The sequence below is a fragment of the Nesterenkonia suensis genome (genome assembly GCF_054782935.1).
This window is the reverse complement of sequence record NZ_BAAGRN010000009.1, coordinates 444018-458523: the sequence shown is the minus strand read 5'-3', so window position 1 is coordinate 458523 and position 14506 is coordinate 444018. Positions and strand designations below refer to the sequence as shown.

Genomic DNA, 14506 nt, shown 5'->3' with positions numbered 1-14506 from the left:
CCGGGCCGCGCTCAGAAGACCTGGCTGTAGGCGTTGAGCGCCGGCTGGCCGCCGAGGTGCGCGTAGAGCACGGTCGACTCGGCGGGAATCTCGGCCCCGCGGACCAGATCCATCAGACCGGCCATGGACTTGCCCTCATAGACCGGATCCAGGATGACGCCCTCCAGCTGGGCGGTGGTGCGGATCGCCTCGACAGTGGAGTCCACCGGGATGCCGTACTCGTCTCCCGCCCAGTCGGGCAGTACGGTGATCTCCTCGGCGCGCAGCTCGCGACCCAGCCCGATGAGCTCAGCCGTGGTCCGGGCGATCCGCTCCACCTGAGCGCGGGTCTTCTCCAGCATGGCGGAGGCGTCGATGCCGATCACCCGCCGCGGGCGACCGCCGGCCTCTTCGAGGGCCGCGAATCCGGCGATCATCCCGGCATGGGTGGAGCCGGTGACCGTGCAGACCACGATCGTGTCGAAGAAGACCCCGAGCTCGCGCTCCTGGGTGGCGACCTCATAGGCCCAGTTGGCGAAGCCCAGGCCGCCGAGCGGATGCTCCGAGGCGCCGGCCGGGATGGGATAGGGGGTGCCACCCTCGGCCTCGACCTCCGCGACGGCCTCCTCCCAGCTGGTGCGGATGCCGATGTCGAAGCCGGCGTCGTCGAGACGCACGTCCGCACCCATGAGGCGGGAGAGCAGGATGTTGCCGACCCTGTCGTCGACGGGGTCGTCCCAGTCCACCCAGCGCTCCTGGACCAGGCGCGCCTTCAGACCGAGCCGCGCGGCGACGGCGGCCACCTGACGGGTGTGGTTGGACTGGTAGCCGCCGATCGAGACCAGCGTGTCGGCGCCCGAGGCCAGGATGTCCGGGACGATGTACTCCAGCTTCCGCGTCTTGTTGCCGCCGAAGGCCAGGCCTGAGTTCACGTCCTCCCGCTTGGCCCAGATCTGCGCCCCGCCCAGATGGGCCGTGAGCCGATCCAGCCGATGGACGGGGCTGGGGCCGAAGGTCAGCTCGTGGCGGGGAAAGTCGGTGATGGCCATGGGACTCCTCGGGATGGGCCAGGGCGGCACCGGCCGTCCCGACGATATGCGATACATCGCACTGAGCATTCCACGCTCTGGATGCGATGGTGTCAAGGCCCGCTCCGCGACATCACCTGTCGAGACGCCCCCTGTCAAGACGCCCTGCCCGCCTGCAGCCTCCACTGCCGCCTCCACTGCCGCAGCGCCCCCGAGGAGCCGACCATACCCGTCCCCGCAGTCCGCGGCGTCCACCGTCGCACCCTGCTGCGCGACGAGGTCCACCACACCATCCGTCAGGCGATCGTCACCGGGGACTTTCCCCCCCCGGTGAGCAGCTGCGCGATGCCGAACTGGAGGACTGGCTGGGGGTCTCCCGCACACCGATCCGTGAAGCCCTGCTGCGCCTGGAGCGGGAGGGACTCGTCGACGCCCAGCCGGGTCGCCGCACCACCGTGGCCGAGGAGGATCCGGAGCGTGTCGCCCAGGCCCGCGACGTCGAGAAGGCGGCCCGGCTGACGCAGTTCAACTGGGCGGGCCTGCGGACGCTCTGACGTCGTCAGGCGGCGATTCTGCCCGCCGGTGACACAGTGCGCCGGTGACACACGAGTGGCCACGAATCCCGGCTTCTCCCCGGCGACACGCGGTGTCGCAGGGGCAGTTGCCGGGATTCGTGGCCACTCGATGCGGAGAGGAGTCAGCCGGACTGACGCTCGGCGGCCTCCACCACGTTGGTCATCAGCAGCGCCACCGTCATCGGGCCCACTCCTCCGGGGTTCGGGGAGAGCCAGCCGGCGACGTCGACGACGTCGGGGTGGACGTCCCCGTAGACCTTCGCCTTGCCTCCGGCGGGGTCCGGCTCCCGGGTGACCCCGACGTCGAGCACCGCGGCACCGGGTTTGACGTCCTCGGGAGTGACCAGGTGCTTCACTCCGGCGGCGGCGATGATGACGTCAGCCTGACGCAGATGGTGGGACATGTCCACCGTACCGGTGTGCGTCAGCGTCACCGTGGCGTTGAGCTCACGGCGGGTCAGCAGCAGGCCGACGGAGCGGCCGATGGTCACCCCACGCCCGACGACGACCACATGTTTTCCGGAGAAGTCGTAGCCCTCGCGCATGAGCAGCTCGATCGCCCCGCGCGGCGTGCAGGGCAGCGGGCTGTGGATGGGCTCGTTGACATTGAGCACCAGCCTCCCCAGGTTGACCGGGTGCAGACCGTCGGCATCCTTGGCCGGGTCGATCCGTTCGAGCACACGGTCGGTGTCGAGGTGCTTGGGCAGCGGCAGCTGGACGATGTACCCATGGCAGGCCGGATCGGCGTTGAGCTCGTCGATCAGCGCCTCGACCTGCTCCTGGGTGGCATCCTCCGGCAGCTCCCGTTGGATCGAGTTCATCCCGATCGCCTGGGACTGCTTGTGCTTCATCCCCACGTAGAGCTGCGAGGCCGGGTCAGCGCCCACCAGCACAGTGGCGATGCCCGGGGTGATGCCCCGCTCCTTGAGCGCGGCCACCCGCTCGGTCAGCTCCGCGCGGATCTCCGCCGAGGCGACCTTGCCGTCCAGGCATCGCGCAGTGCCGGTTGCGGTGTTCTGCTGAGCCATCACCACTCCTCAAGACCTTCGTAGAGCGGGAAGTCGGCGGCCAGCTTGGCGACCCGGGCTGTGAGCGGCTCGAGATCGACCGGACCGGCAGCACCCTGCTTGAGCACCTCGGCGATGATGTCGGCGACCTCGGCGAACTCGACATCGCCGAAGCCCCGGGAGGCCAACGCGGGGGTGCCGATGCGCAGACCGGAGGTCACCATGGGCGGGCGCGGGTCGTTCGGCACGGCGTTGCGGTTCACAGTGATGCCGACCTCGTGGAGCAGGTCTTCGGCCTGCCTGCCGTCCATCTCCGAGTTCCGCAGGTCCACCAGCACCAGATGCACGTCGGTGCCGCCGGTGAGGACGTCGACGCCCTGGGCGGTGACGTCGTCGGCCACCAGGCGCTCCGCGAGGATCTGCGCGCCGGCGACGGTGCGCTGCTGACGCACGGCGAAGTCCTCGGAGGCGGCGATCTTGAAGGCGATCGCCTTCGCCGCGATGGCGTGCATCAGCGGCCCGCCCTGCTGACCCGGGAACACGGCGGAGTTGATCTTCTTCTTGTGCTCCTCCTTGCAGAGGATCATCCCGGACCGCGGCCCGGCGAGCGTCTTGTGCACCGTGGTGGTGACGACGTCGGCGTACGGTACCGGGTTCGGGTGCAGTCCGGCGGCCACCAGGCCGGCGAAGTGCGCCATGTCCACCCAGAGGATGGCCCCGACCTCGTCGGCGATCTCCCGGAACCGCGCGAAGTCGAGCTGGCGGGGGTAGGCGGACCAGCCGGCGACGATCATGTCCGGACGCTCGGCCAGGGCCTGCTCCCGGACCGTGTCCATGTCGATCAGGCCGGTCTCCGAGTCCACCTCATAGGCGGCGACCTCGTGGAACTTGCCCGAGTAGTTCAGCTTCATGCCGTGGGTCAGGTGACCGCCGTGGGCCAGGGACAGACCCATGAGCTTGTCACCGGGTTTCATGAATGCGGTCATCACCGCGACGTTGGCCTGGGCTCCGGCATGGGGCTGCACGTTGGCGTGCTCCGCGCCGAAGAGCGCCTTGGCGCGCTCGATGGCGAGGTTCTCGGCGACGTCGACGAACTCGCAGCCGCCGTAGTAGCGACGGCCCGGGTACCCCTCGGCGTACTTGTTGGTCAGCACCGAGCCCTGTGCCTCGAGGACGGCACGGGGCACGAAGTTCTCCGAGGCGATCATCTCCAGAGTCCCCCGCTGGCGTCCCAGCTCGTCAGAGATCGCCTGGGCGATCTCGGGGTCGACCTCGGACAGGGGGGCGGTGTTGATGTTCACGGTGGACTCGGCAGTGGTCATCGACGCGGTCTCCTCGCTGTGAGTTCAGGGGACGACGGCGGCCCGGCCCCTCCAAGGGCCACGGCGACCCTGGAGGCCTGCCATGGGTGACGAAGCACCTGCACCCGGCCGCAGTCCCGAGACAGTCTATCGCCGGGGCGCCCTCGCGTCCCGCGTGCGCGCAGAATCTGTCCGATCAGCAGCTCCGCAGGACCACGACGGCGGCGGCCACCGCCCCTCCGAGCTGTGACGAGCTGTCCTCCACCGGGTGCTGACCTGCATTGCTTGACGTGTGCTGTGCCTCACAGTATATTTCCTCACACGTGTTAGGAGGCAGGATGCACATCTCATCACAATCTCGGAATCTCACCCGCCGCACATTGCTCGGCGTCGGCGGACTCGCCGCCCTCGGAGGCACCGTCGCCGCGTGGCCCCGACTCTCCGGCCAGGACATCCCCGGCCGGGGCGAGGACGTCCTGCGCGTCGCGATCCAGGGCACCGCTCAGGACGCCGCGGCCCGCCAGGAGCTGGCCGACGAATTCTTCGCGGAGAACCCCGACATCCCCGTGCGGATCGAGGCGATCCAGGCGGTCGACTGGGGCGACTTCTTCACCAAGATCCTCACCATGGTGGCCTCGGGAACGGCACCCGACGTCGTCTACGTCGCTACGGAGGGCGCCCAGCTGTTCGCCGAGCGGCTCGCCGAGCCGCTGGACGACTGGATCACCCACGACCAGGCGGCCTTGACGGACTACTTCGAGGACGTCCACCCCTCGCTCATCGAGGCCTTCATGTACCAGGGCAGCCTCTACGTGCTGCCGCTGGACTTCAATGCGGCCAACATGTACCTCAACCTGCCGACTCTGGAGCGTGCAGGCCTGGACCTGCCGTCCGCGGACTGGAACATCGACGAGTTCGAGCAGATGCTGCGCACCATGCGCGACACCGCAGACGGCGGATTCGTCCCCTATTTCTGGACCAACCGGCTCTTCGGCGGGATCGTCCCCTGGCTCTATGCCAATGACACCAGCATCCTCACCGAGGACAGGTTCGACGGCGGCGACTGGCTCTGGGACCGGTTCTACACCCCGGAGCTGACCGCCGAGCGTCGTGGCGGGTACCGCTGGACCAGCTCGAACGTCGGCGACCCGCGCGTCGTCGAGACCTTCGAGCGGCTGCAGGGCTGGGTCAACGAAGGCCTGAGCATCCGCCCCGAGGAGGGCGGAGGCACCTCACTGATCGGGCTGTTCGCCTCCGACCGCATCGGCGCCACCCCCGCGGGCGGCTATTGGGCCCAGGGCCTGCATGAGAACGGGATGGCGGACGAGGACTTCGACGTCCAGTACTTCCCCAAGTGGCGCAGCCAACGGCACCAGTTCGGCACCGCCGGGTACTCGATCATGCGCACCTCTGAGCGCAAGGAGCAGGCCTGGCGCTGGCTGGAGTTCACCACCCGCAAAGAGTCCATGGAGATGGCGATGCCGGAGCCCACCACCACCCCGACGCGCCGCTCGATGGTCAACGACGCCTTCTACCGGGAGACCGGGCCGCGCAACTGGAAGGTCTTCTACGACACGCTCGACGACTTCCCCTCCTCCGGACCGATTCCGGCTCCTCCGCAGCAGGCCGAGGTGGAGAACGCTCTGGCCCGCAATGTCGCCCTCGGCATGAGCGGCGGCGCCGGGCAGCTGGAGACAGCACTCGACCGACTCGACCGTGAACTCACCGTCGCCATGGAGAAGAGCTCATGACCACCACCCCTGTCCCCACCCAGGAGGCGGCCCGTGCGGCCCGACCCTCGACGCCCGCATCCACCGAGCCAGCCCGCCGTTCCCGCTCCGAACGTTGGGTGATCCTGCTGCTGCTCGCTCCCACTGTGGTCGGCATGGGGATCTTCACCCTGCTGCCGATCGTGGGATCCCTGGCCCTGGCGTTCTTCCGCTGGGACCTGCTCTCGGCTCCGGAGTTCGCCGGGATCGACAACTTCATCGCCCTAGGCGCCGACCCCACCGTCAGGACCGCCTTCCTGAACACCGTCGTGTTCGTGATCGTCGCGGTGACCCTCCAGCTGAGCCTCGCGATGTTCCTGGCCGTGATGGTCCAGTCGCGCATGCCCGAGTGGCTGCGGCTGTTCTTCCGCTCCACGTTCTTCTTCCCGCTGGTGCTCTCCGCGGCCGGGGTCTCCATCTTCATGAGCTACCTGTTCAACGAGCAGTTCGGCGTCGTGAACTGGTTGCTGGGCCTGGTGGGCATCCCGGACGTCCCGTGGCTGACGACGCCGACCGGTGCCGCCGCCGTGGTGATCTTCGTCTTCGTCTGGCAGAACTTCGGGTTCTCCTTCCTCATCCTGCTCGGCGGCATCGCCTCCATTCCGAAGGAGCTCTACGAGGCCGCCGAGATCGACGGCGCCCGCGGCTGGGGAGCCTTCAAGAACGTCACCTTCCCGCTGGTCTCCCCCTCGCTGCTGGTCGCCTCCGTGACGGCGATGATCATGGCGCTGCAGGTCTTCGACCAGCCCTACGTGCTGACCCGCGGCGGTCCCGGCGACTCCACGAGATCCGCGGTCATGGTCGTCTTCGAGGCCGCCTTCCAGCGTCTCGAGTTCGGACTCGCCTCGGCCGCCGGCCTGGTGCTGATGCTGATCATCATGCTCATCACCTGGGCGCAGTTCCGCCTCTCCCGCCGATTCGTCTTCTACCAGTGATCCTCCAGACGCCCCCGCGCCTGATGAGGAAGGAGCTCTGAACCCATGACCACCCTCCAGCCTGTCACCGACAGACCCCGCCGGCGCCTGCGCCTGCCCTCACCCTCCCGGACCGCCGCCTTGCTGTTCATGGCCGTGGCCGCCCTCGCCGTGCTCGGCCCCGTGATGTGGACGCTGTCCACCTCGCTGCGCGACCCGGCCGAGTCCTTCGACCTGCCCCCGCATTTCATCCCGCTCAGCCCGGACTTCACCGCCTACCGTGAGGTCTTCACCCAGATCGACGTCACCCGGCTGGTGCTGAACTCGGCACTGGTCACCGCGCTGATCGCCGCCGGGCAGATGCTCACCGCGGCGATGGCCGGCTATGTGTTCGCCCGGATGCGCTTCCGCGGCTCCACCCTGCTCTTCGCCCTGGTGCTGGCCACGATGATGATCCCCGTGCAGGTCACGATCGTTCCGGTGTTCATGCTCATCCGCGGCATGGGGCTGGCCGACACGCTGCTGGCACTCATCATCCCCGCGGTTCCGACAGCCTTCGGCACCTTTCTGATGCGGCAGTACTTCCTCAACCTCCCCGGCGACTACGCCGAGGCCGCCTCCCTGGACGGCGCCGGGCCGTGGCGCGTCTTCTTCTCCGTGTACCTGCCGCTCTCCGCCCCCGGCATGGCGATCGTGGGCATCCTGGCCTTCAACTACCACTGGAACGAGTTCTTCCGGCCCCTGGTGCTGGTGAACTCCGAGGAGAACTTCACCCTGCCGCTGGGACTGGTCTCCCTGCAGGGCCACCTCGGGACCGGGAGCATCTCGGTGGTGCTCGCCGGAGTGGTGCTCTCGATGATCCCCGCGCTGATCGTCTTCCTCTTCGGGCAGCGCTATCTGCGCGAAGGCCTCACCGCGGGAGCCGGCAAATGACCCCGCGCCCACTGCAGACGACAGCCTCTCCGACGACGAACTCTCGAAAGGACCCGATGTCCGTCACCCCCCAGAACCCCGCCCGACAGTCCACCCACGGAGACAGGGCACCACATCCGGATCCGGCCTTTCCCGTGGCACACCCCCGGCCGGCGGCGGGTTGGCTGAACGATCCCAACGGGCTGTGCCGCGTCGACGGCGTCTGGCACGTGTTCTTCCAGTTCAACCCGTACTCCGCTCAACATGACCGGATCCATTGGGGCCACCTCTCCTCGCCGAACCTCGTGGACTGGACCGAGGAGCCGGTGGCGCTGACCCCCACCGTGGACGGTCCGGACCGCGCCGGATGCTGGTCCGGGGTCATGGGTTTCGAGGACGACGGCACGCCCGTGGCGGTCTACAGCGGGGTCCAGGGCATCGAGAACGCCTCGGAAGTGACTTTGGCCCGCGGATCCGCGGATCTGAGCGAGTGGTCGCAGGAGCGTCATGTGGCGGCGGGCCTGCCCGAGGACGAACGGGTCATCGGAGTCCGGGACCCCTTCCTGGTGACGATCGGCGGCCGACGCTGGGCGTTGCAAGGGGCCGGGCTGGCCGACGGGCAGGCCGCGATCCTGCTCTACGACGCCACGGATCTGGACCAGTGGACCTACCACGGGGTGTGGCTCAGCTCGGGCCAGGCACCCGACGCCGTGGACGCCGACATCTGGGAGTGCCCTCAGCTGGTACGGCTGGCCGACCCCGGACTCTGGGTGCTGATCGTCTCGCGCTGGCACCGCACGGACGACGGCGGCCACGAGCTCGGCGACACGCAGGCCCTGCTGCTCGAGATCGAGGACGCCGACCCCGCAGACCCCGACCCCGCAGACCCCGGGTCGGACGGCGCCTCCGCCGCTCTGCCCACGCTGCGCATCGTCGGCACCTCGGCGGTCGATGAGGGCCCCAGCTTCTACGCCCCGCAGATCCTCGCCGAGCCGGACCGGGCGGTGATGATCGGGTGGGCGCGAGACCTCCGTCCCCAGGAGGTCAGCGACGCCGCCGGATGGCGAGGCCTGCTCACCTGGCCCCGTGAACTGACGCTGCGCGACGGTGCCCTGGTCAGCCACCCCGCTGCCGAATGCGCGGGCTGGCGTCAGGGTCCGGCCCACCGCTCCGATGACGGCGACGTCGTCCTTCCGGACGCCTGCGACGTCGTCATCGAGCCCCCTGGCTCTGCGGCGGCTCCGACCTCCGTGACGCTGCGGATGCTCACGAACACGCCGGCGGGACAGGAACGGGCCGAGACGGTCTTCTCCGGCCCGGCCTCCCGGATCGTGATCGACCGGTCCATCATCGAGGTCTGCCGGGAGGACGGGCCGGCCTGCACGCTGCGGGTCGAGCCCGCGGCGGATCAGCAGTGGGAGCTGAGCTCCGACGGCGCAGCCGTCACCTGGTGGGCGCTGCGCCCGTGGAGTCCCGCCTGATCAGCTCGGTGGCGAGCAGCTCCGGCTCATGAGGCGCCTGCGTGTCGGCCGTGGAGTTCCCGGAGAGCAGGATCTCCATGGCACGGCGCCCGATGCCCTGGTGGGGCAGCGCCACCGTGGTCAGCGCCGGCACCACCTGCGCGGCCACATGCGCCTGGTCGTCCACGCCGACCACGGACAGCTCACCGGGCACGTCGACGCCACGGTGGGCCGCGGCGAGCAGCACGCCCACCGCCGTACGGTCGTTCGAGGCCAGCACGGCGGTGGGCGGAACGTCGTCGTCGAGGAGCACGGCGGCGGCGCGGTAGCCCTCGGCGATCTCCCAGCCGCACGGGAGCACCCGATGCCTCACGTCTCCGGCGGCCTGCAGGAATCCCTCGCGGCGCAGCGCTGTGGCCGGCGAGTCCTCGGTGCCGCAGAGCAGCGCGATGTCCCGGTGCCCCAGCTCCAGCAGGTGACGCACCGCCTGCACCGATCCGGCGGCCTCATCGGCGACCACGGCGGGAGCGCGCCGCGCAGGATCGAGGCAGTTGGCCAGGACCGCGGGCGCTGAGAAGAACGTCTCCGCCGGGTCCACGGTGACCAGCCCCCCGGTCGCGAGCATCAGCGCGTCGACGTTGCGGGCGAAGAAGACCTCGCACATCCGTCCGATGCGCGCCTCCTCACCCTCCGTATCGGCCACCATGACCATATAGCCGGACTCCCGCGCCACGGCGTCGGCCCCGCTGATGATGCCCCCGGCGAAGGGCGAGGTCACGATCTCGTCGGTGATGATCCCGATGGTGCGCGTGCTGCGGCTGCGCAGCGACTGCCCGACGCTCTGCGGGATGTAGCCCAGCTCCTCGACGGCGGCCCGGATGCGCTCCTGCAGAGCTGGGGCGACGTTCCCGTCGGCACGCCCGTTGAGCACCAGGGAGACCGCACTGCGCGACGCCCCGGCCCGGGCGGCCACATCGGACGCACTCACACGTCGACGCCCTGTTCGTTCCACGTGGCCTCCTCATCCCTGTGACTTCGGGACCAGTCTAGCGGCGGGCCGGACGCGCTCCTCAGGAGGCCACGGGTCGGCTGCGGCCTGACCTGCGGATGCACACCGGCCGACGAGTCGGCGGCGCTTTATTGTGAATCACTCAGATCTAGGGCAGACTGGTGTTCGTGACCATGACGACCGACTGGGCCTCCCAGCTGCGCGACCGCGGACTGCGCGTCACCCGTCAGCGCCTGGCCGTGCTCGACGCCGTCGCGCAGGAGCCGCACCGTCCGGCGGAGGCCATCCACGCCAAGGTCACCGAGCAGCTCCCGGAGATCACCGTGCAGTCCGTCTACACCGTGCTGCATGATCTGACCGCCCATGAGCTGCTGCGGCGCTTCGACCCGCCGGGCTCCCCCGCCTGCTACGAGACGCGGACCCATGACAACCACCATCACGCGATCTGCACCGTCTGCGGGCGGATCGAGGACGTCGAATGCGTCCACGGCGAGGCGCCCTGCCTACAGCCACCTCCCGGCCTGGGCATGACCGTGGAGGTCGCCGACGTCGTCTTCCGCGGCATCTGCGACGACTGCGCCGCCCGCCAGGAGGCCACGCCCTCTCCCGCCGAGGTGCCGGCCGCCCGCTGAGCGCCTCGGCGGTCCCGACCGCCGCCGAGCGGTCCCATGACCTGCCTCCACCCGAGAAACACCCAAGTAGAAGAGAAAGGGAACAGTGATGACCACTGGCAACACCCCGAACGCCACCGGGTCGACGACCCAGGCCGGCATCCCCGCGGGCAGCGACCGCCACTCGCTGAGTGTGGGACCGGACGGCCCGCTGCTGCTGCATGACCACCACCTGGTGGAGACGCTGGCGCACTTCAACCGGATGAACGTCCCGGAGCGCCGCCCCCACGCCAAGGGGGCCGGAGCCTTCGGCACCTTCGAGGTGACCGAAGACGTCTCGCAGTACACCAAGGCGGACGTCTTCCAGCCGGGCCGCACCACCGAAACCCTGCTGCGCTTCTCCACTGTGGCCGGCGAGCTCGGCTCCCCGGACACCTGGCGCGACGTGCGCGGCTTCGCGCTGAAGTTCTACACCAATGAGGGCAACTTCGACATCGTCGGCAACAACACCCCGGTGTTCTTCGTCCGCGACCCCATGAAGTTCCCCCACTTCATCCGCTCACAGAAGCGCCTCCCGGACTCCGGCCTGCGCGACGCCCACATGCAGTGGGACTTCTGGACCCAGAACCCCGAGTCCGCCCACCAGGTCACCTACCTGATGGGCGACCGTGGCCTGCCCGCCACCTGGCGCCGCATGAACGGCTACGGCTCCCACACCTACCAGTGGAACAATGCCGACGGCGAGCGCTTCTGGGTGAAGTACCACTTCATCAACGACGCCGGCTTCGACACGATGACCAACGACGAGGCCGAGAAGCTGGCCGGCGCCGACGCCGACTTCCACCGTCGTGACCTCTTCGACGCCATCGCCCGCGGCGAGCACCCCAGCTGGACGCTGTACGTCCAGGTCATGCCGTACGAGGACGCCAAGACCTACAAGATCAACCCGTTCGACCTGACCAAGACCTGGCCGCAGGCGGACTACCCGCGCATCAAGGTCGGCACGCTGACCCTGAACCGCAACCCGAAGAACTTCTTCGCGGAGATCGAGCAGGCCGCGTTCTCGCCGGCCAACATGGTCCCGGGCACCGGCAACTCCCCGGACAAGATGCTGTTGGGCCGCAACTTCGCCTATGCGGACGCCCATCGCTACCGCATCGGCACCAACTTCCAGCAGCTGCCGGTCAACCGCCCCAAGAACGAGGTCCACTCCTACAACTTCGAGGGCAACATGTGGTACGACCACAGCGGCGACAAGCCCGTCTACGCCCCGAACACTGTGGAAGGCTCGTCCTGGTCCGACGAGCAGGGGCCGGTGGACAACGGCTGGGAGGCCGACGGCGAGCTGGTCCGCTCCGCCTACACCCTGCGCGAGCAGGACGACGACTTCACCCAGCCGGGCATCCTGGTGCGTGAGGTCTTCGACGACGCCGCCCGGGACCGCCTGGTGGAGACCGTCTCCGGCGCCCTGGACGGCGTGCGCGAGCCGGTTCTGTCCAACGCCTTCCAATACTGGAAGAACATCGACGCGCAGGTCGGCCAGCGCATCGAGGACGCCGTGAACAACGGCTGATCCGCGCCGCGCGGATCGCGTGCTCCGCGTCAGCGGGCATGCACAGACAGGAGGCCCCTGCTCCGGCATGATGCCGGGGCAGGGGCCTCCTGTCGGTGAGGAGGGTGCGTCAGTCAGACTCCGACGCACCCGCCGAGCGGGATCAGCCGTCCAGGCCGTCCTCCTCCTCGGCACCGTCGTCCTCGAGTCCACCGTCGTCCTCGAGACCGCCCTCGACGTCATCCTCAGCCGGGTCGTCCTCGAAGCCGGTGTCCTCCTCAGCCGGGTCCTCCTCCGGGAGACCCTCATCCGCCGGGTCCTCCTCGGGAGCACCCTCCTCCGGAGCGCCTTCCTCCTCGATCGGAGCGTCCTCGGGAGCCTCTCCCTCGGTGTCGCAGGCCGTGATGCCGAACAGAGCCAGCGAGCCGACTCCGACCGCGGCGGCCAGGGAACGAAGCTTGTGTGCGTCGGTTGCAGCCATGATGTGCACCTCCGTGTTCTCGCATCGCAAGTGATGCTCCGCGGACTCTCCGCGATTCTCTCTCGGCCGCCCGACATGGGGTTCTCGTCTGCGAACCGCAGTGCCGTCTCGGGCGGCTTGAGACCATCATGGACATAGCCGTCAGGTCCCGCGAAAGCTGAGAGCGGCCTTTTCGCGCAACTCACGGGAAGTTCTTACGAGCCTTTGAGCACTTACCCATGTTCCACCCTTTGCCTGGTCAGAGGCTGGATGACTCCCCGATGCGCTGCGCCGAGAGCTCCTGTGCCCCACCGCGCGAGCACCCCGGCCAGGCACACAGAACGGCCCCGGTGACATGCACATCGATGCACATCACCGGGGCCGTTCCAGGCCCACAGATCCGGTCTGCCATAGACAGACCTGCGGGCCCGCGTCGGGGCATGAGAGTCCGATGCGAGGGCGAGGCCCTCGCCGGAACCGTCAGGCGGGGGACGAAAGAGGGATCAGCCCTCCTCTTCCTCCTCCATCGGGTCCTCAGCCGGGTCCTCTTCCAGACCCTCCTCTTCCTCCATCGCCGGGTCCTCGTCGCCGGTGTCCCCATTGGTGTCACAGGCAGTCACGCCGAACAACGCCAGGGAGCCGACTCCGATTGCGGCGGCCAGAGAGCGAAGCTTGTTGTCGTCGGTGGTAACCATAGGATCAGTACCTCCGTCCAGGTGCATTATGGATGCATTGCGGACTTTCCGCCGGTCACCTGATCTGACCGTTCTGCGGCAGTGACCTGCCTCGACCAGATGACTCGCCTCCATTCTCACCACAGACCTTCCCTGAATGAAAGCTCTGCAAAGGCTTTCTGCAGATACTATGAGGCCACTCACATGAAGCGTTCAGGTTATCGCCCAGATCACGCCTTGCCTGAATGCCAGCTGGACGCCAACTCCCCAGACCGCGTGCACTGCGCAGGTCCTCAGCCCAGGATGTCCTCCAGATCCTCCATGGAGAGGATGTCTTCCTCCGCCGGACGCTCAGGCTCCTCAGCGGCATTCCAATCGCTGAGATGCATCTCGATGCGACCGGACTCACTCTCCGCCTGGACGGAGAGCAGCACCGGTTCTTCTCCGGCGCGGATCACCAGCTCCCGGAGGTCATCGGTGTAGACCCAGACCTCTTCACCCTCGCGGGTCTCCGTCTGCCCTTCAAGCTCACCGAAGCCACCGCCGTCTTCCAGACTGCGGCGGAAGTCATCGATCTCGGCGGTGATGGTGAAACCCTCTGGAAGAACGTCCGAGTAGTCCACCCACTTCCCCTCGAACTCCTCGGCGAGCTCGTCCTCATCGATCTCCCCCGGGAACTGCTCCGCGACAGCCGCCAGCTCATCCTCGCCGCGCACATAGGTCGCGTCCTCGAAGGTGATCATCTCGGTCGCCTCACCACCGAACTCCTGACGCATGATCAGGCCCGAGCCGTCCATCTGGCCGGAGAAGTGCTGCGTGAACCGCTCGCCCTCCTCCGCGTCGATCTGCTCCGGTCCCTCCACCTGCGCCTCGTCGGCCGGGATGTCCACCTCGAGCACCACGGATTCGGCCTCCTCCATGGCGCGCCACAGATCGTCCTCGATATCCGTGATCTCCGGAGCGTCGCCTGGGTCATCGTCCGCCTCGTCCGCCTCGTCAACCTCGTCAACCTCGTCAGCGTCGGCAGCGTCATCCTCGGCGATCTCGTCCGGCTCGTCGCCCTGGTCCTCAGCCCCGTCGGGGTCCACGTCCTGCTGGCCGGCATCCTGCTGCCCGGCCTCCTCCTCGATCCCGACGCAGGCGGTCAGCGTCAGCAGCGAGATGCCCATGATGCCCAGCGTCTTCACCGTCGTCGAGACCGCGGCGGCGTGCCTCTCCTCCGTCATGTGATGTCTCCTTCAGGCGGTCGTTGGTT

Annotated in this window: 14 protein-coding genes; 7 read left to right on the top strand and 7 right to left on the bottom strand. The window is 68.5% G+C overall.

What is annotated here, in order from left to right; translation table 11 throughout:
- Positions 1 to 11: 11 nt before the first annotated feature.
- Positions 12 to 1028 carry a 1-aminocyclopropane-1-carboxylate deaminase gene (locus tag ACYVKI_RS11110; RefSeq protein ID WP_460690409.1) on the bottom strand — a complete coding sequence of 339 codons (1017 nt, stop codon included), beginning with the start codon at positions 1026 to 1028 and terminating at the stop codon, positions 12 to 14.
- Positions 1029 to 1114: 86 nt separating this feature from the next.
- Here ACYVKI_RS11110 and ACYVKI_RS11105 point away from each other — a divergent pair, with 86 nt between their 5' ends.
- Positions 1115 to 1561: a GntR family transcriptional regulator gene (locus ACYVKI_RS11105; RefSeq protein ID WP_460690408.1), complete on the top strand. Its 447-nt coding sequence runs from the start codon at positions 1115 to 1117 to the stop codon at positions 1559 to 1561.
- Positions 1562 to 1704: 143 nt separating this feature from the next.
- Here ACYVKI_RS11105 and ACYVKI_RS11100 read toward each other — a convergent pair whose 3' ends face one another.
- Together ACYVKI_RS11100 and glyA are read right to left on the bottom strand one after the other, a co-directional pair.
- Entirely contained in the window at positions 1705 to 2610 is a 906-nt protein-coding gene (locus ACYVKI_RS11100; RefSeq protein WP_460690407.1) for a bifunctional methylenetetrahydrofolate dehydrogenase/methenyltetrahydrofolate cyclohydrolase, read from the bottom strand.
- Positions 2610 to 3911 (bottom strand): serine hydroxymethyltransferase, encoded by a 1302-nt coding sequence (glyA, locus tag ACYVKI_RS11095; protein WP_460690406.1) that lies wholly within the window; start codon positions 3909 to 3911, stop codon positions 2610 to 2612. The genes ACYVKI_RS11100 and glyA overlap by 1 nt, the downstream gene beginning before the upstream one ends.
- Positions 3912 to 4228: 317 nt before the next feature.
- Here glyA and ACYVKI_RS11090 point away from each other — a divergent pair, with 317 nt between their 5' ends.
- The 4 genes from ACYVKI_RS11090 to ACYVKI_RS11075 all read left to right on the top strand — a co-directional run bounded on the left by ACYVKI_RS11090 (position 4229) and on the right by ACYVKI_RS11075 (position 8966).
- Positions 4229 to 5641 carry an ABC transporter substrate-binding protein gene (locus ACYVKI_RS11090; RefSeq protein WP_460690405.1) on the top strand — a complete coding sequence of 471 codons (1413 nt, stop codon included), beginning with the start codon at positions 4229 to 4231 and terminating at the stop codon, positions 5639 to 5641.
- Positions 5638 to 6594 (top strand): carbohydrate ABC transporter permease, encoded by a 957-nt coding sequence (locus tag ACYVKI_RS11085; protein WP_460690404.1) that lies wholly within the window; start codon positions 5638 to 5640, stop codon positions 6592 to 6594. Before ACYVKI_RS11090 ends, ACYVKI_RS11085 begins: the two co-directional genes overlap by 4 nt.
- Before the next feature lie 129 nt (positions 6595 to 6723).
- A complete protein-coding gene (locus ACYVKI_RS11080; protein ID WP_460690530.1) occupies positions 6724 to 7506 on the top strand; it encodes a carbohydrate ABC transporter permease in 783 nt (260 codons plus the stop codon).
- A gap of 56 nt (positions 7507 to 7562) precedes the next feature.
- Positions 7563 to 8966 (top strand): glycoside hydrolase family 32 protein, encoded by a 1404-nt coding sequence (locus ACYVKI_RS11075; RefSeq protein ID WP_460690403.1) that lies wholly within the window; start codon positions 7563 to 7565, stop codon positions 8964 to 8966.
- Here ACYVKI_RS11075 and ACYVKI_RS11070 read toward each other — a convergent pair.
- Positions 8929 to 9957, bottom strand: a complete 1029-nt coding sequence (locus ACYVKI_RS11070; RefSeq protein ID WP_460690402.1) for a LacI family DNA-binding transcriptional regulator — start codon at positions 9955 to 9957, stop codon at positions 8929 to 8931. The genes ACYVKI_RS11075 and ACYVKI_RS11070 overlap by 38 nt on opposite strands.
- Positions 9958 to 10127: 170 nt before the next feature.
- Between ACYVKI_RS11070 and ACYVKI_RS11065 the strand changes: the two genes are divergently transcribed.
- Entirely contained in the window at positions 10128 to 10586 is a 459-nt protein-coding gene (locus tag ACYVKI_RS11065) for a Fur family transcriptional regulator (RefSeq protein WP_460690529.1), read from the top strand.
- Between the two features lie 88 nt (positions 10587 to 10674).
- Positions 10675 to 12138 (top strand): catalase, encoded by a 1464-nt coding sequence (locus ACYVKI_RS11060; RefSeq protein WP_460690401.1) that lies wholly within the window; start codon positions 10675 to 10677, stop codon positions 12136 to 12138.
- Positions 12139 to 12280: 142 nt separating this feature from the next.
- Here ACYVKI_RS11060 and ACYVKI_RS11055 read toward each other — a convergent pair whose 3' ends face one another.
- The 3 genes from ACYVKI_RS11055 to ACYVKI_RS11045 form a co-directional block, all read right to left on the bottom strand.
- Positions 12281 to 12598, bottom strand: coding sequence for a hypothetical protein (locus tag ACYVKI_RS11055; RefSeq protein ID WP_460690400.1), 318 nt, complete (start codon positions 12596 to 12598; stop codon positions 12281 to 12283).
- 482 nt (positions 12599 to 13080) lie between these two features.
- Positions 13081 to 13272, bottom strand: coding sequence for a hypothetical protein (locus ACYVKI_RS11050; protein WP_460690399.1), 192 nt, complete (start codon positions 13270 to 13272; stop codon positions 13081 to 13083).
- Positions 13273 to 13544: 272 nt separating this feature from the next.
- A complete protein-coding gene (locus ACYVKI_RS11045) occupies positions 13545 to 14477 on the bottom strand; it encodes a hypothetical protein (protein ID WP_460690398.1) in 933 nt (310 codons plus the stop codon).
- Positions 14478 to 14506: the final 29 nt, after the last annotated feature.